We start from the raw sequence: 20,012 nt of genomic DNA on the forward strand, positions 1-20,012 counted from the left end.
TATGAGCGAGATGTTGATATCCGTCAGCGAGCAGGTGTTGAGTCCCGGCGGCCTGAGCCTGGATCACCTGGCCGGTGTGCTCGGCGAATTGGCCGGCCCGGGCATCGATGCCGCCGATCTGTATTTCCAGAGCCAGGTTTCGGAAACCTGGGTGCTGGAAGACGGCATCGTCAAGGAAGGCAGTTTCAACCTCGACCAGGGCGTGGGCGTGCGTGCCCAGTCCGGCGAGAAGACCGGCTTCGCCTACAGCAATGCCATCACCGCCGAGGCCCTGAGCCAGGCGGCCCGTGCCGCGCGCTCCATCGCCCGGGCCGGGCAGCAGGGGCGCGTGCAGGCGTTCGCCGCCAGCCAGGTGACGCCGCTGTACGGCCGTGACAATCCGCTGGACGTGCTCGACCGGGCGCAGAAGGTCGAGCTGCTCAAGCAGGTCGATCAGGCCACCCGCGCCCTGGACCCGCGTATCAAGCAGGTCACGGTGAGCCTCGCCGGGGTCTGGGACCGCGTGCTGGTGGCCGCCGCCGATGGCAGCCTGGGCGCTGACATCCGACCGCTGGTGCGCTTCAACGTCAGTGTCATCGTCGAGCACAACGGTCGCCGCGAGCGCGGTGGCCATGGCGGTGGCGGGCGTACCGACTACCGCTATTTCATGAGCGAAGATCGCGCCATGGGCTATGCCCGCGAGGCGCTGCGCCAAGCCCTGGTCAACCTGGAGGCGATTCCGGCGCCGGCGGGCACACTGCCGGTGGTGATGGGCGCCGGCTGGTCCGGCGTGCTGCTGCACGAAGCCGTGGGCCATGGCCTAGAGGGCGACTTCAACCGCAAGGGCAGTTCCAACTACAGCGGCAAGATCGGCCAGCAGGTGGCGTCCAGGCTGTGCACCATCGTCGACGACGGCACCCTGGCCGAGCGCCGCGGCTCGCTGAGCATGGACGATGAAGGCACACCGACCCAGTGCACCACGCTGATCGAGAACGGCGTGCTCAAGGGCTACATGCAGGACAAGCTCAACGCGCGCCTGATGGGCGTGGCTCGCACCGGCAACGGTCGCCGCGAGTCCTATGCGCACCTGCCGATGCCGCGCATGACCAATACCTACATGCTGGCCGGCGAGAGCGACCCCGAAGAGATCATCCGCTCGGTGAAGAAAGGCATCTACTGCGCCAACCTCGGCGGCGGTCAGGTCGACATCACCAGCGGCAAGTTCGTCTTTTCCACCAGCGAGGCCTACCTCATCGAGGACGGCAGGATCACCGCGCCGGTCAAGGGCGCGACCCTGATCGGCAACGGCCCGGAAGCCATGGGCAAGGTGTCGATGGTCGGCAACGACCTGGCCCTGGACAGCGGTGTCGGCACCTGCGGCAAGGACGGCCAGTCGGTACCGGTAGGCGTCGGCCAGCCGACGCTGAAGATCGACGCGATCACCGTGGGGGGGACAGGAGCATAAGACCGAAGGAAGCGCTGGAGGCTGGATAAGGTCGTATTTTCACGTTCAGCCTTTAGCCTCAAGCGCTTTGATCGTGCTCCTAGCGTAACCCGCGCTGGGTTTCGTCCAGCTCGCGGATGTACTTGAAGAGTTTGCGCGATGCGGCTGGCGGTTTGTTCTGTGCCGTCTCGTGCTGGGCCTGGCGGATCAGCTGGCGCAGGTGCTGGCGGTCGGCGTCGGGGTAGTCGCCGACGAACTGCTCGAGCAGGTCGTCGCTGCCGCCGATCAGGCGATCACGCCAGCGTTCGAGGTTGTGGAAGCGTTCGTTGTATTGGCGCGTGGAGGCGTCGAGCTGATCGAGCAAGACCAGGATGGCGTCGATGTCCTGTTCGCGCATCAGCTTGCCAATGAACTGTACATGGCGTTTTTTCGCCGCATTGGCCGTGTGCTTGGGAGCCTCTTCCAGGGCACGACGCAGGGCATCGGTCAGCGGTAGTTTGTTCTGCAGGTCGGGTTTCAGGGCGGCCAGGCGCTGCCCCAGATCCTGAAGCGCATGCAGCTCGCGCTTGACCTGGGTTTTGCTCTTCTCACCGGAGAAGTCGTCGTAATTATCAGACATGGGGGTGATCCAATGGAAAACGCCGCCATGATAACAGCAGCTTCAAGCTTCAAGCTTCAAGCTTCAAGCGAAGAGCGAAGGCAGGGCTTTAGGCTGTTACTTGCAGCTTGAAGCTTGCAGCTTGCAGCTGCTTCTAGGAATGTGGAGTCGTTATGAGTGAAGTGGAAGTAGTCGGACCGGCCGCCGTGCCGCACCTGCAGGCGCAGGTCGAGCAGATCGTCGCCGAGGCCAGGAAGCAGGGCGCCACCGCCTGTGAAGTCGCCGTCTCGGTGGAGCAGGGGCTGTCCACCACGGTGCGCCAGCGCGAGGTGGAAACCGTCGAGTTCAACCGCGACCAGGGCTTCGGCATCACCCTCTATGTCGGCCAGCGCAAGGGCTCGGCCAGCACGTCGGCCAGCGGTGATGCGGCGATCCGGGAAACCGTGGCCGCCGCGCTGGCCATCGCCAGGCACGCCTCCGAGGACGACTGCGCCGGCCTTGCCGAGGCCGCGCTGATGGCCCGCGACCTGCCGCAGCTGGATCTCTACCACGCCTGGGACATCAGTCCGGAGCAGGCCATCGAGCGCGCGCTGGAATGCGAGGCCGCGGCCTTCGACGCCGATCCGCGCATCCGCAATGCCGACGGCACCAGCCTCAGCACCCACCAGAGCTGCCGGGTCTATGGCAACAGCCATGGCTTCCTCGGCGGTTACGCCGGCACCCGGCATAGCCTCAGTTGCGTGATGATCGCCGAGAGCGATGGCCAGATGCAGCGCGATTACTGGTACGACGTCAACCGCCAGGGGCAACTGCTCGCCGACCCCGCCAGCATCGGCCGGCGTGCCGCCCAGCGTGCCGTCAGCCGCCTGGGCGCGCGGCCCGTGCCCACCTGCGAAGTGCCGGTGCTGTTCTCCGCGGAACTGGCCACCGGGCTGTTCGGCAGCTTTCTCGGCGCCATCTCCGGCGGGGCCCTGTACCGCAAGTCGTCGTTCCTGGAAGGCAGCCTTGGCCAGCAACTGTTCCCCGAGTGGCTGAACCTCGATGAGCGTCCGCACATCCCGCGGGCCCTGGGCAGTGCCGCATTCGACGGCGACGGGCTGGCCACCTATGCCAAGCCCTTCGTCGAGGGCGGCAGGCTGGTGTCCTATGTGCTCGGCACCTATGCCGGGCGCAAGCTGGGCATGCCCAGCACCGCCAATGCCGGCGGCGTGCACAATCTGTTCGTCAGCCATGGCGACGAGGATCAGCAGGCGCTGCTCAAGCGCATGGGCCGCGGCCTGCTGGTCACCGAGCTGATGGGTCATGGCCTGAACATGGTCACCGGCGACTATTCCCGTGGCGCCGGTGGCTACTGGGTGGAGAACGGCGAGATCCAGTTCGCCGTGCAGGAGGTGACCATCGCCGGCAACCTGCGCGACATGCTCAAGCAGATCGTCGCCGTGGGCAGTGATCTGGAACTGCGCAGCAATATCCGCACCGGCTCGGTGCTGATCGAGAAAATGACCGTGGCAGGTAGCTAGCAACGGTCAAGTGTCGGCCAGGGCAATCCTAAGCGGCCTTCGGCCTTCGATCAAAAACGCTCGAGGCTGGAAAGCTGGACGAAAGAGCCCATGGGTTTGCTTGTCGTTCAGCCTCCAGCCTCTAGCGCTCCTATCGGCCGTCTTCTCCCGGGCGAATCCTTGCTCATCGCTCCCAGCGTATCTTTCATCGGCCTGTGGCTCATTTTCCCGGTCGAGCAGCGCTTCCTGCGCGCATCCCGGGTTCACCCTGATCGAAGCCGATGGCGGGCGATGACTGCATCTTGGCTTCCTTTGGCCCGTACTTGTCCGCGTGCTCTGCCGTGCCCGGCTGGGTGTATCAATGGGCGACCGGTATTTCGATACAATCCAGTATTGATTATTCTTTCTATATAGGAATTAATATTATTCGCTTTTGAGGGCAGACCATGAGATTTCGCTCAAGCAACACGCCTTGCCTGGACTGCTGGTACTGGCAGGGTTTCCGCATCCGCTGCGCCCTGCTTCCCGACGAACCGCGCCTGCTCGAGCTGCATTGGGCGCAGGGCCGGCAACTGGTCGAGCATGGCCGTCTGTGCCCCTGGCGCATGTCGCTGACCACGCTGAACCTGCTCATGGATACCGCCTGCGATACGGCCCTGCCCTGGCACTGGCGCAGCGTCTGCCTGGATCACGCCTATCGCTCCCTCTACGCGCTGCAGCACCTGGCCGCCCGCCGCGATCAGCAGCACAGCCTCAATCAAGCGCGCAATCGCCTGGCCACCTTGCGCCTGCAGCCCTCTCTTTCGATGTCCGAATTGGCAGAAGGAAATCCCTATGAGTAACACCCGTATCGAACGCGACAGCATGGGCGAGCTGGCGGTGCCCGCCGAAGCCCTCTACGGTGCCCAGACCCAGCGTGCGGTGAACAACTTCCCGGTATCGGGGCTGGCCATGCCCAAGGCGTTCATTCGTGCGCTGGTACTGGCCAAGGCCGCCGCGGCGCGGGCCAACGTCGATCTGGAGCAGATCCTGCCGGCCCAGGGCGATGCCATCGTCGCCGCCTGCCAGCAACTGCTGGCGGACGACTTCATGCAGCATTTCCCCGTCGACGTGTTCCAGACCGGCTCCGGTACCAGTTCCAACATGAATGCCAACGAGGTGATCGCCACCCTGGCCACGCGCATTCTCGGCGAGCCGATCAACCCCAACGACCATGTCAACTGTGGGCAGAGCAGCAACGACATCATCCCGACCACCATCCACGTCAGCGCCGCCATCGAGCTGAGCGAGCGACTGTTGCCGGCACTCGGCCACCTGCTGCAGGTGCTCTGCGAGAAATCCCTGGAGGTGCAGCCCTACGTGAAAACCGGCCGTACCCACCTGATGGACGCCATGCCGGTGCGCATGAGCCAGGTACTCGACGGCTGGGCGCAGCAGATCCAGGCCAATATCCAGTTGCTCAGCGGCCTGTTGCCGGCGCTGCAGGGGCTGGCCCAGGGCGGCACCGCCGTCGGCACCGGGATCAATGCCCACGTGCGTTTCGCCGAGCGCTTCTGCCAGGAACTCAATACGCTGACCGGACAGCAGTTCGCACCGGGTGCCAACTTCTTCGCCCTGATCGGTTCCCAGGACACCGCGGTGGCGCTGTCCGGGCAATTGAAGACCACGGCGGTGTCGTTGATGAAGATCGCCAACGACCTGCGCTGGATGAACTCGGGCCCCCTGGCCGGCCTCAGCGAGATCGAACTGGAAGCGCTGCAGCCCGGTTCGTCGATCATGCCGGGCAAGGTCAACCCGGTGATCCCCGAGGCCACCGCCATGGTCGCCGCCCAAGTGATCGGCAACGATGCGACCATTGCCGTCGCCGGGCAGTCGGGCAACTTCGAGCTGAACGTGATGCTCCCGGTGATCGCCCACAACCTGCTGGGCAGTATCGAGCTGCTGGCCAATGTCAGCCGCCTGCTGGCCGATCGGGCCATCGCCAGCTTCAAGGTCAACGAGCCGAAACTCAAGGAGGCCCTGGGCCGCAACCCGATCCTGGTGACCGCGCTGAACCCGCTGATCGGTTACCAGAAGGCGGCGGAAATCGCCAAGAAGGCCTACCGCGAAGGTCGGCCGATCATCGATGTGGCCGAGGAAATGACCGACCTGGGACGTGCCGAGCTGGAGCAACTGCTCAACCCGGAACGCCTCACCGAGGGCGGCCTGTAACTGTCAGGCGCAGGCCATGGGGCCTGCGTGTTGGTCGCCCGCGAGGGCGAGGAGGCGAATCCGATGGAGCATTGGCAACGAACCATTGAAGCCGGCAACCGCTACTTCGCCGAAGGCTCCTGGGTCGAGGCGCGGGAGCAGTACCTGCAGGCGCTGGCGTTGGCCCAGGTACTGTTCGAGCGCTGGCGCGATGCCGATGCGGCCGTCGCTGCACTGGTCGTTTCCCAGCACAACCTGGCCGACCTGCAACTGATGCTGGGTCACCCCGAGGAGGCGGCCGAGCACCTGTGCGCCTGCCACGAGCATTTGCTGCGGAGCATGGCCAACCAGCGCCTCGCGCCAGCGCTGCGCCAGGCTGCGCTGAATCACAGCCGTCGCACCTATACCAGTCTGTTGAACTTTATCGCCGAGCACGGGGCCTACCCCCGTACAGATCGGTTGCTGGGCGTCGACTCGCCTGGCGATGCGTCACCGGTGGCGCGCGCTGCGTCTGCCGTCCGTCAGTACCATTAATCAAGAGGAGCAATACCATGCCGTATAGCCTGCCTGATCTGCCCTATGCCTACGATGCCCTGGAGCCGCACATCGATGCGCAAACCATGGAAATCCACCACAGCAAGCATCACCAGACCTACGTCAACAACCTCAACGCCGCCCTGGAGGGCAATCCGTTGGGCGAACTGCCGGTCGAAGAGCTGCTGACCCGTCTGGCCGAGGTGCCGGAAGACAAACGTGGCGCCGTGATCAACAACGGTGGCGGCCATGCCAACCATTCGCTGTTCTGGACGGTCATGAGCACCCATGGCGGCGGCGAGCCCCAAGGCGAGCTGAAGGCCGCCATCGACGCGCAGCTGGGCGGTTTCGCCAGCTTCAAGGAGGCCTTCACCAAAGCCGCCCTGACCCGTTTCGGCAGTGGCTGGGCCTGGCTCAGCGTAACCCCGCAGAAGACGCTGGTGGTCGAGAGCACCGGCAACCAGGATAGCCCGCTGATGAACGGCAACACGCCGATTCTCGGCCTCGACGTCTGGGAGCACGCCTACTACCTGCGTTATCAGAACCGCCGTCCGGAATACATTGGCGCTTTCTACAACGTGGTCGACTGGGCCGAGGTCGCGCGTCGCTACCAGGCTGCCCTGGCGTGACATTTCCGGCCTCTCCGCCGAGCCGCGCCCTGGCATGAGCCCGTTGCACGAGCTGGTAGCCGTCAACGCCCGTTCCTTGCGCTATGCATTGGGCGTGATGCTGCTGGTAGGGGGCGGGACGCTTCTCGCCCTCAAGGTCTGGGGTGGCCTGCAGAGTCGTCTGGCGCCGGAGCTCTGGTACGCCCTGCAAGGCGGGCTGCTGTGCGCCCTGGGCACCGCGCTCGGGGCGTTGCCCGTGCTGTTCATGCGCAGCATCCCGGCGCGGGTCAACGATGCCATGCTGGGGTTCGGCGGGGGGATGATGCTGGCTGCCAGCTGCTTCTCCCTGCTGGTGCCGGCCTTGCAGGTGACGCAGGAGCAGGGTTTCGGTCGCTGGGGTGGCGGCTTTCTGGTCAGTGCCGGCCTGCTGCTGGGCGCCAGCGCCCTGTTTCTGCTGGGCCGGCGTCTGGCGCATCGTTCGCTGGCCATCGGTTCGTCATCGCCAGGCGTCGGGGTCTGGCTGTTCGTCATCGCCATCGTGCTGCACAACATTCCCGAGGGCATGGCGGTGGGCGTCTCCGCTGCCGCCGGTCTGGCGGATGCCGACGGCCTGACGCTGGGTATCGCCCTGCAGGATGTGCCGGAAGGGCTGGTGATCGCGTTGCTGCTGGCGGGAGCCGGCATGCCCCGGCTGAAGGCGGTGGCTTTCGGCGCGGCTTCGGGCCTGGTCGAGCCGCTGTTCGCCATACTGTGCGCCTGGCTGGTCGGTGTTTCCCAGCACTTGCTGCCCTGGGGGCTGAGCCTGGCGGCGGGGGCGATGATCTTCGTAGTGGTTCGCGCGATCATTCCCGAGCTGCATCGACGTGACAACGTCACGCTCGCGATACTGGGTTTTGCCCTGGGATTCTGCCTGATGATGCTGCTGGATAACGCGCTGGGACGGGCCTGAGCCGAACGCGACGCTTTATTATTCGCCTTCGTCGAAGTAGTTGTTGATCAGTTCGACAAGCGCCTTCAGCGCTTCCTCTTCGCGTTCGCCTTCGGTGAGCAGGTGCACGACGGTACCTTTTCCGGCGGCGAGCATCATCACCGCCATGATGCTCTTGCCATCGACGAGACTCTCCGCGCTTCTGCCGATCCTGACCTGGCACGGGAATCGCCCCGCGACGCCGACGAACTTGGCAGCGGCGCGCGCATGCAGGCCGAGCTTGTTGATGATGGTGATTTCGCAGGCGGGCATCGCGGCGTTTCCTTAACTGAGGTCGCGGTGGCGGATCTGAACGTTCTTCAGCAGCGGTTTGAGGGCATTGCCCAGGCGGTTGGCCAGGTACACCGAACGGTGATGGCCGCCGGTACAGCCGATCGCCACGGTGACATAGGCGCGGTTGCTGGCGGCGAATCGCGGCAGCCATTTGTGCAGGTAGGCGAATATGTCCTGGTACATGTCTTCGACGTCCGCCTGGGCCGCCAGGTAGTCGATCACCGGTTGCTGCAAGCCTGAAAAATCGCGCAGCTCCGGTTTCCAGTAGGGATTGGGCAGGCAGCGCACGTCGAATACCAGATCCGCATCCACCGGCATGCCACGCTTGAAGCCGAACGATTCCACCAGGTAGGCGGTGCCCGGCTCCGGCTGGTTGAGCAGGCGCAGCTTCAGGGTGTCGCGCAACTGGTAGAGATTCAGGTGGGTGGTGTCGATCTTCAGGTCGGCCCGGTCGATGATCGGGCCCAGCAGCAGGCTTTCATCGGCGATGGCTTCGGCCAGCGAGCGTTCGTCGTTGGTCAGAGGATGGCGCCGGCGGGTTTCCGAAAAACGCTTGAGCAGCGTTTCCTCGGTGGCGTCCAGGTACAGCACGTCGCACCGGATATTCCGCGAGCGCACTTCATCCAGCAGTTCGGAGAAGCGCTTGAGCTGGCTGGGCAGGTTGCGTGCATCGATGGATACCGCGACCTGCGGCTGCAGCAGTTCGGTATGCAGCAGCGCACGTTCCGCCAGTTCCGGCAGCAGGCCGGCGGGCAAGTTGTCGATGCAGTAGAAGCCGTTGTCCTCGAGTACGTCGAGGGCTGTGCTCTTGCCCGAACCGGAACGACCGCTGACGATGATCAGGCGCATGTTTATTGACCGTTCTGTACGTCCACCACGACCTGGTAAAGCGCTTCGCTGCTGGTGGCCTGGCGCAGCCGTTCGCGGACGTCGCCGCGGTCGAACATGCTGGCGACCTGGCGCAACAATTCCAGGTGTTCGTCGGTGGCGGCTTCGGGTACCAGCAGGACGAAGAGCAGATCGACGGGAGCCCCGTCTATCGCATCGAAGTCGACTGCGCTGCTCAGCTTCAGCAGGGCGCTGATCGGCGTGTTGCAACCGGGCAGGCGACAGTGGGGGATGGCGATGCCATTGCCGAAACCGGTCGAGCCGAGTTTTTCACGGGCGATCAGGCTTTCGTAAATGGTCTGGCCGTCGAGATCGGGCAGGTCGCGCGCGATCACGCTGGCTATCTGTTCGAGAATGCGTTTCTTGCTGCCTCCCGGCACGTCCACGAGGGAACGGCCGGGGGTCAGTATGGCTTCAAGTCGGATCATAGGAGATAGACGAGGTCAGCGGGCCATTGCACCCTGCTGGCGGTCGAGCTGTTTTTCCTTGTGCTTGATGAGTTGACGGTCGAGTTTGTCGGTCAGCAGATCGATGGCTGCGTACATGTCGTCATGCTCGGCGTTGGCGACCACTTCGCCGCCCGCGATGTGCAGGGTGGCTTCGATTTTCTGCTTGAGCTTCTCGACCTCCATGATGACTTGCACATTGGTGATCTTGTCGAAATGTCGCTCGAGGCGCTCGAGCTTCTCTTCGATATAGCTGCGTAGTGCGTCTGTCACATCCAGCTGGTGTCCACTGATGTTGACTTGCATACCGCTTCTCCTTGTTGCCGTGTGTGAGAGACAGGCTATCGGGCCTGCCGCCGGAACACTTTGGCTTGCAAGGGACTGGCGAGTGTCCTCCGGTTCGCCAGCTCTTGCGCTACAAGGGCGCGTTACATCAGTCGCTTGCGTTCGCTCGAAGGCGCTATACCGAGGGATTCACGGTATTTGGCGACTGTGCGGCGTGCCACTTGAATGCCCTGTGCCTCCAGTAAACCAGCGATCTTGCTGTCACTCAACGGCTTTTTAGCATTTTCCGCGGCAACCAGTTTCTTGATGATCGCGCGGATCGCGGTGGACGAACATTCGCCGCCTTCGGAGGTGCTGACGTGGCTGGAAAAGAAGTATTTCAGCTCGTAAATGCCGCGTGGCGTGTGCATGAATTTCTGCGTGGTCACGCGTGAGATGGTCGATTCGTGCATGCCCACCGCCTCGGCGATATCGTGCAGGACCAGGGGCTTCATGGCTTCGTCGCCATAGTCGAGGAAACCGCGCTGGTGCTCGACGATCTGGGTGGCGACCTTCATCAGGGTTTCGTTGCGGCTCTGCAGGCTCTTGATGAACCAGCGCGCTTCCTGCAACTGGTTGCGCATGAAGGTGTTGTCGGCGCTGGAGTCGGCGCGTTTGACGAAGCCGGCGTACTGGGCGTTGACGCGCAGGCGCGGCATGGCGTCCTGGTTCAGTTCCACCAGCCAGCGGTCGTTGTGCTTGCGCACGATGACGTCGGGCACCACGTATTCCGGCTCGCTGGACTCGATCTGCGAGCCCGGGCGTGGATTGAGGCTCTGGATCAGTTCGATGACGTGGCGCAGTTCGTCTTCCTTGAGCTTCATGCGCCGCATCAACTGGTTGTAGTCGCGGCTGCCGAGCAGGTCGAGGTAGTCGCCGGCCAGGCGCTGGGCTTCGGCGAGCCAGGGCGTGCTGGCGGGCAATTGGCGCAGTTGCAGCAGCAGGCACTCGCGCAGATCGCGCGCGGCGATGCCGGACGGCTCGAACTGCTGGATGCGGTGCAGCACGGCTTCGACCTCGTCGAGTTCGACATCGAGCTCCGGGTCGAAGGAGTCGACGATCTCTTCGAGGGTTTCTTCCAGGTAGCCCTGATTGTTGATGCAGTCGATCAGGGTCACCGCGATCAGGCGATCCTTGTCGGACATCGGCGCCAGGTTGAGCTGCCAGAGCATGTGGCTCTGCAGGCTTTCGCCGGCCGAGGTGCGGGTGGTGAAGTCCCACTCGTCGTCATCGCTGCTGGGCAGGCTGCTGGCGCTGGTCTGGTAGACGTCTTCCCAGGCCGTGTCGACGGGCAGTTCGCTGGGGATGCGTTCGCCCCATTCGCCTTCTTCCAGGTTGTCGACGGTCTGCGCGTTTTCCTGGTAGCTGGGTTCCTGAAAGGTTTCTTCCTGGGCGGGGGTGGCGGGCGCACTTTCCGCGCCGTCGGCCAACGGATCCGAGTTGTCGAAGTCGTCGCCTTCTTCCTGCCGCTCGAGCATGGGGTTGGACTCCAGCGCCTCCTGGATCTCCTGCTGCAGATCCAGGGTCGACAATTGGAGCAGGCGAATGGCTTGTTGCAGCTGCGGTGTCATCGTCAGCTGCTGGCCCATTTTCAGGACTAGCGATGGTTTCATTGCAGACCTTATCTACCGGCGTCTGTGCGCAATCCACTACAGGGCGTCGAAGCGCCACTAGGAAGCAAATTATATGCCTGACCCTGAGTGATTTGCCTAGGGCGTACCATCAATTATTTCCCGCTTCTGTGTCGCGGCCCGGCTGCCCGGCGCTGCCGGGCGAGCCTGCGCGGCCGCTACAGGCGGAATTCGTGACCCAGATAGACTTCCTTGACTACCTGGTTGGCCAGGATGGCGGCCGAGTCGCCTTCGGCGATCAGCTGGCCGTCACTGACGATGTAGGCGGTCTCGCAGATGTCCAGCGTTTCACGTACGTTGTGATCGGTGATCAGAACGCCGATGCCCTTGGCCTTGAGGTGATGGATGATCTGTTTGATGTCGCCGACCGAGATCGGGTCGACACCGGCGAAGGGTTCATCGAGGAGAATGAATTTCGGCGCGGTGGCCAGGGCGCGGGCGATTTCCACGCGGCGGCGCTCGCCCCCCGACAGGCTCATGCCCAGGTTGTCGCGGATATGGGTGATGTGGAATTCCTGCAGCAGGCTTTCCAGCTCCTGATGGCGCGCGGCGCGGTCGAGGTCCTTGCGCGTTTCCAGGATGGCCATGATGTTGTCCGTCACGCTGAGCTTGCGGAAGATCGAGGCCTCCTGCGGCAGGTAGCCGATGCCGGCGCGGGCGCGGCCGTGCATCGGCTGGTGGCTGACGTCCAGGTCGTCGATCAGCACGCGGCCCTGGTCGGCCTGCACCAGGCCGACGATCATGTAGAAGCAGGTGGTCTTGCCGGCGCCGTTGGGGCCGAGCAGGCCGACGATCTGACCGCTGTCGATGCTCAGGCTGACATCGCGGACGACCTGGCGGCCTTTGTAGCTTTTCGCCAGGTGCTGGGCTTTCAGAGTGGCCATCGTCATTGGTCCTGCTGGTCGGCAGGTTTGTTCTTCGGCTGGATCACCATGTCGATGCGCGGGCGTGGCGTGGTCACGTTGCTGCCGGTGGCGCGGCCCGCGTTGACGATCTGGCGCTGGGTGTCGTAAACGATCTTCTCGCCTTCGAAGGTGTTGCCTTCCTGGACGACCTTGGCCTGGTCGAGCAGCACGATGCGTTCGTTGCTGGCGAAGTACTGGATGGTCAGGCCGTAGGCCTTGACGATCTGCTTGTCCGCCGCAGGTTTCTGTTCGTAGTAGGCGGGCTTGCCCACCGAGGTGAATACATCGATATCGCCCTGGGCATTCTGGGTGATGGTGACGGTGTCGCCGGTGATCTTCAGGGTGCCCTGGGTGATGACGACATCGCCGCGGTACACGGCGACGCCCTGCTTGTCGTCCAGTTCAGCGCTGTCGGCCTGCACACGGATCGGCTGCTCACGGTCGGTTGGCAGCGCCCAGGCGCTTGTGCTTCCGAGCATGGCGCCGAGGCTGAGGAGAAGGGGGAAGGTTTTAACGAACCTCATGCTGGCCTCTTACGTTGGACTGCAGGAGCATCCTGCCGTCATTCAAGTACGCTTTCATTCCTTGTGCCGTGGTCACCCCATTGGCCGCGTCGATTCTAACGGCTTGCTGGGTCTGCGCATATTCCTTCTGCGGGAATACGGTCAGGCGGCTGGTGGTCAGTATAGTGGGCCGGCCCTTGGCGTCCGTGCGTTCGACGCGGACCTGGTCGATCAACTCCACTTCGATGCCGTCGGGACCGACCTCGGCGCGCTCGCTGCGCACCTTCCAGGGCTGCTCGGTGCCCCGGTACAGATTCATCCTCGGGTCGCTCAGCAGGGTGATGTCGGAGCTCTGCACGTGCTCGAGCAGGCTGCTGGTCATGTCGTACTGCAGCTTGCCGTCGGCCTGATACTGCACGCTCCTGGCATTGACCGCGTAGAAGTCCACGGGGTTTTCGTTGCGCGTCTGGCTGGGGGGGCTGGAGAAACTGTCCGGGTTGATGTTCCAGTAGCCGGCGGCGACCAGCAGCAGGGCGGCGAAGGTCAGCAGGACGGGGGTGAGCAGTTTGCGCAGCATCGGCAGGCCCTAGAGGTAGGCGGCTTGGGCAGCGTCGAGGCTGCCCTGGGCGCGCATGATCAGTTCGCAGAACTCCCGCGCGGCGCCTTCGCCGCCACGAGCCCGGGTCACGCCGTGGGCGTGTTCGCGGACGAAAGCGTCGGCGCTGGCCACCGCCATGCCCAGACCGACCCGGCGGATCACCGGCAGGTCGGGCAGGTCGTCGCCGAGGTAGGCGACCTGTGCGTAGCTCAGGCCCAGCTCGGCGAGCAATTCGTCGAGCACGTCGAGTTTGTCCTCGCGGCCCTGGTACAGGTGCTGGATACCCAGGTTCTGCGCCCGGCGCTCGACCACCGGGGTCTTGCGCCCGCTGATGATCGCGGTGCGCACGCCAGAGTTGATCAGCATCTTGATGCCCTGGCCGTCGAGGGTGTTGAAGGTCTTGAATTCGCTGCCGTCGACCAGGAAATACAGCTTGCCGTCGGTGAGCACGCCGTCGACATCGAAGATCGCCAGCTTGATGGCGCGCGCGCGCTGCAGCAGGTCGCTCATCACATCACCCCCGCGCGCAGCAGGTCGCCGAGGTTGAAGGCGCCGATCGGGCGCTCGCTGTCATCTACCACGACCAGTGCGCTGATCTTGTTGTCTTCCATGATCTTCAGGGCCTCGGCAGCGAGCATTTCCGCACGGGCGGTTTTGCCGTGCGGGGTCATGACATCGTCGATGCGCGCATCACGCACGTCGACGCCTTTATCCAGCGCGCGGCGCAGGTCGCCATCGGTGAAGACCCCGGCAAGCCGGCCATCGGTTTCCAGTACGGCGGTCATGCCCAGGCCTTTCTGGGTCATTTCCAGCAGCGCCTCGCGCAGGCTGGTGCCGCGGCGAACCTGGGGCAGGCTGCTGCCGGCGTGCATCACGTTCTCGACCTTGAGCAGCAGGCGTCGGCCGAGGGCGCCGCCGGGGTGGGAGAAGGCGAAGTCTTCCGCGGTGAAGCCGCGGGCCTCGAGCAGGGCGATGGCGAGGGCGTCGCCGAGCACCAGCGAGGCGGTGGTGGAGGAGGTCGGCGCCAGGTTGAGCGGGCAGGCTTCCTTGGCCACGCGGGCGTCCAGGTTGACCTCGGCGGCCTGGGCCAGCGGCGAGTCGGGGTTTCCGGTCATGCTGATCAGGGTGATGCCCAGGCGTTTGATCAGCGGCAGCAGGGTGACGATTTCCGCCGTCGAGCCGGAGTTGGACAGGGCCAGCACCACGTCATCGCGGGTGATCATGCCCATGTCGCCATGGCTGGCCTCGGCGGGGTGGACGAAGAAGGCCGTGGTGCCGGTGCTGGCCAGGGTCGCGGCGATCTTGTTGCCGACGTGCCCGGACTTGCCCATGCCGACCACCACCACGCGGCCCTTGCTGGCGAGAATCAGTTCGCAGGCACGCACGAAGCCGGCATCGATCCGCGGGAGAAGATCGTTGATCGCCTCGATTTCCAGGCGAATGGTACGTTGGGCGGATTGGATCAGATCGTTGGGTTGGCTCATAGCGTCAGAGTAGGCGTGCCGAGTAAAAGGCGGCGATTATAGCGGGAAAGGCCACGGGACTCATCATCCATGGCGCCGGACCAACGGCAAAGCTGTCGCAAGGCTGAACGTCAAGGTTGCCGGGCTTTGGTGGCAACGGGGCAAATGCTATAGTCCGCAGCCCTTTTTCGACCCGCACGGACGAACATCGTGCCCTTATCCCGATGCGGGGCATCTGATTAGGACGACAGTACGCAATGGAGTTCCGATGAGCGCCGAAAATCAGTACGCGGTCGAGCTGAAAAGCGTGAGCTTCAAGCGCGGCGAGCGGGACATCTTCAACAACGTCGACATACGTATCCCGCGCGGCAAGGTTACCGGGATCATGGGGCCGTCCGGCTGTGGCAAGACCACGCTGCTGCGCCTGATCGCCGCCGAACTCAGGCCGAGCAGCGGCGAAGTGTGGGTCAATGGCGTGAACCTGCCGACCCTGTCGCGCAGCGAGCTGTTCGATATGCGCAAGCAGATGGGCGTGCTGTTCCAGAGCGGTGCCCTGTTCACCGATCTGGACGTGTTCGAGAACGTCGCGTTTCCGCTGCGGGTGCACACGCAACTGCCGGAGGAAATGATTCGTGACATTGTCCTGATGAAATTGCAGGCGGTCGGCTTGCGCGGCGCCATCGAATTGATGCCCGATGAACTCTCCGGCGGCATGAAGCGCCGCGTCGCACTGGCGCGGGCGATTGCCCTGGACCCGCAGATCCTCATGTATGACGAACCGTTCGTCGGGCAGGACCCCATCGCCATGGGCGTGCTGGTTCGCCTGATCCGCTTGCTCAACGACGCCCTGGGCATCACCAGCATCGTGGTTTCCCATGACCTGGCGGAAACCGCCAGCATCGCCGACTACATCTACGTGGTCGGCGACAGTCAGGTGCTGGGTCAGGGAACACCGGCCGAACTGAGGGACTCAGAAAACCCTCGGGTGCGCCAATTCATGCAGGGAACGCCGGACGGGCCGGTGCCGTTTCACTTTCCGGCACCCAGCTACCGCGACGATCTATTGGGAGGGCGCTGATGCGCAGAACATCTCCGCTCGAACGGATACGACTGTTCGGACGTGCCGGTATCGATGTGGTCGCCACACTGGGGCGTTCGACGATCTTTCTGCTGCACGCCCTGTTCGGCCGCGGCACCTCGGGCAATTCGCTGCAACTGCTGATCAAGCAGCTCTATTCCGTGGGCGTGATGTCCCTGGCGATCATCGTCGTCTCGGGCATCTTCATCGGCATGGTGCTGTCGCTGCAGGGGTTCAACATTCTCTCCAGCTACGGTTCCGAGCAGGCGGTCGGGCAGATGGTCGCCCTGACCCTGCTGCGCGAGCTGGGTCCGGTGGTCACCGCGCTGCTGTTCGCCGGCCGCGCGGGCTCGGCGCTGACCGCCGAGATCGGCAACATGAAGTCCACCGAGCAGTTGTCCAGCCTGGCCATGATCGGCGTCGACCCGCTCAAGCACATCGTCGCCCCGCGGCTGTGGGCCGGCTTCATTTCCATGCCGCTGCTGGCGATGATCTTCAGCGTGGTCGGCATCTGGGGTGGCGCCATGGTCGCCATCGACTGGCTGGGCGTCTACGAAGGCTCGTTCTGGGCCAACATGCAAAACAGTGTTTCGTTCCGCGAAGACGTTCTCAACGGGGTCATCAAAAGCCTGGTCTTCGCCTTCGTCGTCACCTGGATCGCCGTGTTCCAGGGCTACGACTGTGAGCCGACCTCGGAAGGCATCAGCCGCGCGACCACCCGCACGGTGGTCTATGCCTCGCTGGCCGTGCTGGGGCTGGACTTTATTCTGACCGCTTTGATGTTTGGAGATTTCTGATGCAAAACCGCACCCTGGAGATCGGTGTCGGCCTGTTCCTGCTGGCCGGCTTGTTGGCCTTGCTGCTGCTGGCCCTGCGCGTCAGCGGCCTGGCGCCGGGCACCAGCGTCGACACCTACAAGGTCTATGCGCACTTCGACAATATCGCCGGTCTAACCGTGCGTGCCAAGGTGACCATGGCCGGCGTCAACATCGGCAAGGTGACGGCGATCGACCTCGATCGCGACAGCTACACCGGGCGCGTGACCATGGAGTTGGACAACAGCGTGAACAACCTGCCGCTGGATTCCACGGCCTCGATCCTGACCGCCGGCCTGCTCGGCGAGAAATACGTGGGTATCAGCGTCGGTGGCGACGAAGAGCTGCTGACCGACGGCGGCACCATCCACGATACCCAGTCTTCGCTGGTGCTCGAAGACCTGATTGGCAAGTTCCTGCTCAATTCGGTCAACCGGGACCAGGACAATCAATGAGGGACGCGACGATGACCAAGATGCTGCGCAACAGCCTGATCGCCCTGCTGACCGCCTTGCCGCTGCTGGCAGTGGCCGCGCCGGCCGCCCACGAAGTGGTGCAGGAGACCACCGACACCCTGCTGGCCGACCTCAAGGCCAACAAGGAGCGGTACCGCAACAACCCCGACGACTTCTACGTCTCGCTCAACGACATTCTCGGCCCGGTGGTGGATGTCGATGGCATTTCCCGCGGGGTGATGACCGTGCGCTACTCGCGCCAGGCGACCCCCGAGCAGATGAGCCGTTTCCAGGAGAACTTCAAGCGCAGCCTGATGCAGTTCTACGGCAACGCCCTGCTGGAATACAACAACCAGGACATCCGCGTGATCCCCGCTTCGGGCAAGCAGGACCCGCAACGCACCTCGGTCAACATGGAGATCAGGGATGGCAAGGGCGTGGTCTATCCGCTGTCCTACACCATGGTCGCCCAGGACGATACCTGGAAGCTGCGCAACGTGGTGATCAACGGCATCAACGTCGGCAAGCTGTTCCGCGATCAGTTCGCCCAGTCGATGCAGGCCAATGGCAACAACCTGGACAAGGTCATCGACAACTGGGCCAATACCGTCGCCAGAGCGCGCCAGGCCCGGGGTGATTCGTGAGTCGAGCGCTGATCGTCGAGCAGGCGCCAGGCGAGCTGGCGCTGTCCGGCGTGCTCGACTACCGCAGCGGGCCGGCCTTGCGCGAGCAGGGCGGGCGACTGATCCGGGCCACGGTCGGCGAAGCCTGTGTGATCGACTGTGCGGCGGTGGAGAAGTCCAGCAGCGTCGGCCTGTCGTTGCTGCTGGCCTTCATGCGCGACGCCAGGGCGGCGGGCAAGCGCCTGAGCATCCGCGATCTGCCGGCCGACATGAGCGGGATCGCCAAGGTGTGCGAGTTGCACGAGGTGCTGTCGCTGGAGTCCCGATGACGCCTGCAGCCGCTTTTTTGCTATGATGCTGGCCCCGCGTCTACAGGCCTGTGCCTCGTGCCGCCGATGAATCGCTCGCCCGCGAATGTCCCGGCGGTGGATGCTCGAGGTAGTAAACGGACATCGCCGAGCGACGCCCACGCTAATGGTCATGGTGGCTGATACCGCCCCGGAAGATGAAAGGTACGTTGTTTCACGCCATGCCGCGTTGCGGCCGCCAATCGCCGCGCGGGCGCGGCTCCTGTAGGAGCCCCGACCCCGGGGCGATGCGATAGGCGCTGAGACACGCTAATGAATTTGGCTGATCGAGGTTGAGCATGCAGGCCCTTGAGGTAAAACGTTTCTTGGAGGCTAAACTGCCGGACACCCAGGTGGAGGTCGACGGCGAAGGCTGCAACTTCCAGCTGCATCTGATCAGTGACGAGCTGGCCGGCCTCAGCCCGGTCAAGCGCCAGCAGCAGATCTACGCTCACCTGAATCCCTGGATCGCCGATGGCAGCATCCACGCCGTGAGCATGAAATTCTTCAGCCGTGCCGATTGGGCCGCGCGTTCCTAAGGCGACGAACTAGCTATGGATAAACTGATCATTACCGGTGGTGTGCGCCTCGATGGCGAAATCCGCATCTCCGGCGCGAAGAACTCCGCACTGCCGATCCTGGCAGCCACCTTGCTCGGCGACGCGCCGATCACCATCTGCAACCTGCCGCACCTGCACGACATCACCACGATGATCGAGCTGTTCGGGCGCATGGGCATCGAGCCGATCATCGACGAGAAGCTCAGCGTGGAAGTCGATGCGCGGGCCATCAAGACGCTGGTGGCGCCATACGAACTGGTCAAGACCATGCGTGCCTCGATCCTGGTGCTGGGGCCGATGGTGGCGCGTTTCGGCGAAGCCGAAGTGGCGCTGCCCGGCGGCTGCGCCATCGGTTCGCGTCCGGTCGATCTGCACATCCGCGGCCTCGAAGCCATGGGCGCGCTCATCGACGTGGAAGGTGGCTATATCAAGGCCAGGGCGCCGGAAGGCGGTTTGCGTGGCGCGCACTTCTTCTTCGATACCGTCAGCGTCACCGGTACCGAGAACATCATGATGGCCGCGACCCTGGCCAGGGGCCGCAGCGTGCTGGAAAACGCCGCCCGCGAGCCGGAAGTGGTGGACCTGGCCAACTGCCTGATCGCCATGGGCGCTAAGATCGAGGGCGCCGGCACCGACACCATCACCATCGATGGCGTCGAGCGCCTGGGCGGTGCGCGTTTCAGCGTGATGCCCGACCGCATCGAGACCGGCACCTACCTGGTGGCCGCCGCCGCCACCGGTGGCCGGGTCAAGGTCAAGGACGCCGATCCGTCCACCCTGGAAGCCGTCCTGGCGAAGCTCCAGGAGGCTGGCGCCGAGATCACCTGCGGCAGCGACTGGATCGAGCTGGACATGAAGGGTAAGCGGCCCAAGGCCGTGAACCTGCGCACCGCGCCTTATCCGGCGTTCCCCACCGACATGCAGGCGCAGTTCATCGCCCTCAACGCCATTGCCGAAGGCACCGGCACGGTGATCGAAACGGTGTTCGAGAACCGTTTCATGCACGTCTACGAGATGAGCCGCATGGGCGCGCAGATCCAGGTCGAGGGCAACACCGCCATCGTCACCGGCACCGAGCAGCTCAAGGGCGCGCCGGTGATGGCGACCGACCTGCGTGCTTCGGCCAGCCTGGTGATCGCCGCGCTGGTCGCCGAAGGCGATACGCTGATCGACCGCATCTACCACATCGACCGTGGCTACGAATGCATCGAAGAGAAGCTGCAACTGCTGGGGGCGAAGATTCGCCGGGTGCCGGGTTGATCA

The 20,012-nt window shown here is 64.0% G+C and carries 25 protein-coding genes; 14 read left to right on the top strand and 11 right to left on the bottom strand.

Translation table 11 applies throughout. The annotated features are described in order from the left end of the window. Window position 1: 1 nt before the first annotated feature. Window positions 2-1,444: a metalloprotease TldD gene (tldD, locus tag DNK34_RS15280; RefSeq protein WP_131175898.1), complete on the top strand. Its 1,443-nt coding sequence runs from the start codon at window positions 2-4 to the stop codon at window positions 1,442-1,444. A 79-nt stretch (window positions 1,445-1,523) separates the two neighbouring features. Here the strand turns inward: tldD and yjgA are convergent, their stop codons facing one another. Beyond that, window positions 1,524-2,042: a ribosome biogenesis factor YjgA gene (yjgA, locus tag DNK34_RS15285; protein WP_131175897.1), complete on the bottom strand. Its 519-nt coding sequence runs from the start codon at window positions 2,040-2,042 to the stop codon at window positions 1,524-1,526. A gap of 152 nt (window positions 2,043-2,194) precedes the next feature. On the opposite strand from yjgA, the gene pmbA reads away from it, so the two are divergent. The 6 genes from pmbA to DNK34_RS15315 all read left to right on the top strand — a co-directional run bounded on the left by pmbA (window position 2,195) and on the right by DNK34_RS15315 (window position 7,801). Then, window positions 2,195-3,541, top strand: a complete 1,347-nt coding sequence (gene pmbA / locus DNK34_RS15290; protein WP_131175896.1) for a metalloprotease PmbA — start codon at window positions 2,195-2,197, stop codon at window positions 3,539-3,541. Window positions 3,542-3,966: 425 nt separating this feature from the next. Then, the gene (locus DNK34_RS25740; protein WP_242675217.1) at window positions 3,967-4,362 is read left to right on the top strand and encodes a FagA protein; all 396 of its coding nucleotides are present in this window, start codon (window positions 3,967-3,969) and stop codon (window positions 4,360-4,362) included. Then, window positions 4,355-5,731: a class II fumarate hydratase FumC gene (gene fumC / locus DNK34_RS15300; protein ID WP_131175895.1), complete on the top strand. Its 1,377-nt coding sequence runs from the start codon at window positions 4,355-4,357 to the stop codon at window positions 5,729-5,731. Before DNK34_RS25740 ends, fumC begins: the two co-directional genes overlap by 8 nt. Before the next feature lie 63 nt (window positions 5,732-5,794). Next, the gene (locus DNK34_RS15305; RefSeq protein ID WP_131175894.1) at window positions 5,795-6,244 is read left to right on the top strand and encodes a hypothetical protein; all 450 of its coding nucleotides are present in this window, start codon (window positions 5,795-5,797) and stop codon (window positions 6,242-6,244) included. Window positions 6,245-6,261: 17 nt separating this feature from the next. After that, entirely contained in the window at window positions 6,262-6,873 is a 612-nt protein-coding gene (locus DNK34_RS15310; protein ID WP_131175893.1) for a superoxide dismutase, read from the top strand. A 34-nt stretch (window positions 6,874-6,907) separates the two neighbouring features. Then, a complete protein-coding gene (locus DNK34_RS15315) occupies window positions 6,908-7,801 on the top strand; it encodes a ZIP family metal transporter (RefSeq protein ID WP_131175892.1) in 894 nt (297 codons plus the stop codon). A gap of 18 nt (window positions 7,802-7,819) precedes the next feature. On the opposite strand, the gene DNK34_RS15320 is transcribed toward DNK34_RS15315, so the two are convergent. The 10 genes from DNK34_RS15320 to DNK34_RS15365 all read right to left on the bottom strand — a co-directional run bounded on the left by DNK34_RS15320 (window position 7,820) and on the right by DNK34_RS15365 (window position 14,892). Beyond that, window positions 7,820-8,092, bottom strand: a complete 273-nt coding sequence (locus DNK34_RS15320; RefSeq protein ID WP_131175891.1) for an HPr family phosphocarrier protein — start codon at window positions 8,090-8,092, stop codon at window positions 7,820-7,822. A 12-nt stretch (window positions 8,093-8,104) separates the two neighbouring features. Then, entirely contained in the window at window positions 8,105-8,962 is an 858-nt protein-coding gene (gene rapZ, locus DNK34_RS15325; RefSeq protein WP_131175890.1) for an RNase adapter RapZ, read from the bottom strand. Window positions 8,963-8,964: 2 nt separating this feature from the next. Continuing rightward, window positions 8,965-9,429: a PTS IIA-like nitrogen regulatory protein PtsN gene (ptsN, locus tag DNK34_RS15330; protein ID WP_131175889.1), complete on the bottom strand. Its 465-nt coding sequence runs from the start codon at window positions 9,427-9,429 to the stop codon at window positions 8,965-8,967. Window positions 9,430-9,444: 15 nt separating this feature from the next. Further along, entirely contained in the window at window positions 9,445-9,753 is a 309-nt protein-coding gene (gene hpf / locus DNK34_RS15335) for a ribosome hibernation-promoting factor, HPF/YfiA family (protein WP_131175888.1), read from the bottom strand. Window positions 9,754-9,875: 122 nt separating this feature from the next. After that, window positions 9,876-11,384: an RNA polymerase factor sigma-54 gene (locus DNK34_RS15340; RefSeq protein ID WP_131175887.1), complete on the bottom strand. Its 1,509-nt coding sequence runs from the start codon at window positions 11,382-11,384 to the stop codon at window positions 9,876-9,878. A gap of 176 nt (window positions 11,385-11,560) precedes the next feature. Next, a complete protein-coding gene (gene lptB / locus DNK34_RS15345) occupies window positions 11,561-12,286 on the bottom strand; it encodes an LPS export ABC transporter ATP-binding protein (protein ID WP_131175886.1) in 726 nt (241 codons plus the stop codon). 2 nt (window positions 12,287-12,288) lie between these two features. Continuing rightward, a complete protein-coding gene (lptA, locus tag DNK34_RS15350; RefSeq protein ID WP_131175885.1) occupies window positions 12,289-12,831 on the bottom strand; it encodes a lipopolysaccharide transport periplasmic protein LptA in 543 nt (180 codons plus the stop codon). Continuing rightward, window positions 12,818-13,387: an LPS export ABC transporter periplasmic protein LptC gene (lptC, locus tag DNK34_RS15355; RefSeq protein ID WP_131175884.1), complete on the bottom strand. Its 570-nt coding sequence runs from the start codon at window positions 13,385-13,387 to the stop codon at window positions 12,818-12,820. Before lptC ends, lptA begins: the two co-directional genes overlap by 14 nt. Before the next feature lie 9 nt (window positions 13,388-13,396). Further along, window positions 13,397-13,918 carry a KdsC family phosphatase gene (locus DNK34_RS15360; RefSeq protein ID WP_131175883.1) on the bottom strand — a complete coding sequence of 174 codons (522 nt, stop codon included), beginning with the start codon at window positions 13,916-13,918 and terminating at the stop codon, window positions 13,397-13,399. Continuing rightward, window positions 13,918-14,892 (bottom strand): KpsF/GutQ family sugar-phosphate isomerase, encoded by a 975-nt coding sequence (locus tag DNK34_RS15365; RefSeq protein WP_131175882.1) that lies wholly within the window; start codon window positions 14,890-14,892, stop codon window positions 13,918-13,920. Before DNK34_RS15365 ends, DNK34_RS15360 begins: the two co-directional genes overlap by 1 nt. Before the next feature lie 247 nt (window positions 14,893-15,139). Between DNK34_RS15365 and DNK34_RS15370 the strand changes: the two genes are divergently transcribed. The 7 genes from DNK34_RS15370 to murA all read left to right on the top strand — a co-directional run bounded on the left by DNK34_RS15370 (window position 15,140) and on the right by murA (window position 20,009). Then, a complete protein-coding gene (locus DNK34_RS15370; RefSeq protein ID WP_131175881.1) occupies window positions 15,140-15,949 on the top strand; it encodes an ATP-binding cassette domain-containing protein in 810 nt (269 codons plus the stop codon). After that, window positions 15,949-16,746: a lipid asymmetry maintenance ABC transporter permease subunit MlaE gene (mlaE, locus tag DNK34_RS15375; RefSeq protein WP_131175880.1), complete on the top strand. Its 798-nt coding sequence runs from the start codon at window positions 15,949-15,951 to the stop codon at window positions 16,744-16,746. The genes DNK34_RS15370 and mlaE overlap by 1 nt, the downstream gene beginning before the upstream one ends. After that, entirely contained in the window at window positions 16,746-17,219 is a 474-nt protein-coding gene (mlaD, locus tag DNK34_RS15380; protein WP_131175879.1) for an outer membrane lipid asymmetry maintenance protein MlaD, read from the top strand. The genes mlaE and mlaD overlap by 1 nt, the downstream gene beginning before the upstream one ends. Window positions 17,220-17,230: 11 nt before the next feature. Continuing rightward, on the top strand, window positions 17,231-17,863 hold the full coding sequence (locus DNK34_RS15385) for an MlaC/ttg2D family ABC transporter substrate-binding protein (RefSeq protein WP_131175878.1): 633 nt from the start codon (window positions 17,231-17,233) through the stop codon (window positions 17,861-17,863). Continuing rightward, window positions 17,860-18,171 (top strand): STAS domain-containing protein, encoded by a 312-nt coding sequence (locus DNK34_RS15390; RefSeq protein WP_131175877.1) that lies wholly within the window; start codon window positions 17,860-17,862, stop codon window positions 18,169-18,171. The genes DNK34_RS15385 and DNK34_RS15390 overlap by 4 nt, the downstream gene beginning before the upstream one ends. A gap of 317 nt (window positions 18,172-18,488) precedes the next feature. Continuing rightward, window positions 18,489-18,728, top strand: a complete 240-nt coding sequence (locus tag DNK34_RS15395; RefSeq protein ID WP_131175876.1) for a BolA family protein — start codon at window positions 18,489-18,491, stop codon at window positions 18,726-18,728. Window positions 18,729-18,743: 15 nt separating this feature from the next. After that, a complete protein-coding gene (gene murA, locus DNK34_RS15400; protein WP_131175875.1) occupies window positions 18,744-20,009 on the top strand; it encodes a UDP-N-acetylglucosamine 1-carboxyvinyltransferase in 1,266 nt (421 codons plus the stop codon). Window positions 20,010-20,012 lie beyond the last annotated feature (3 nt).

This window comes from Phytopseudomonas dryadis (assembly GCF_004327355.1).
In the GTDB taxonomy this organism is placed as follows: Bacteria; Pseudomonadota; Gammaproteobacteria; order Pseudomonadales; family Pseudomonadaceae; genus Aquipseudomonas; species Aquipseudomonas dryadis.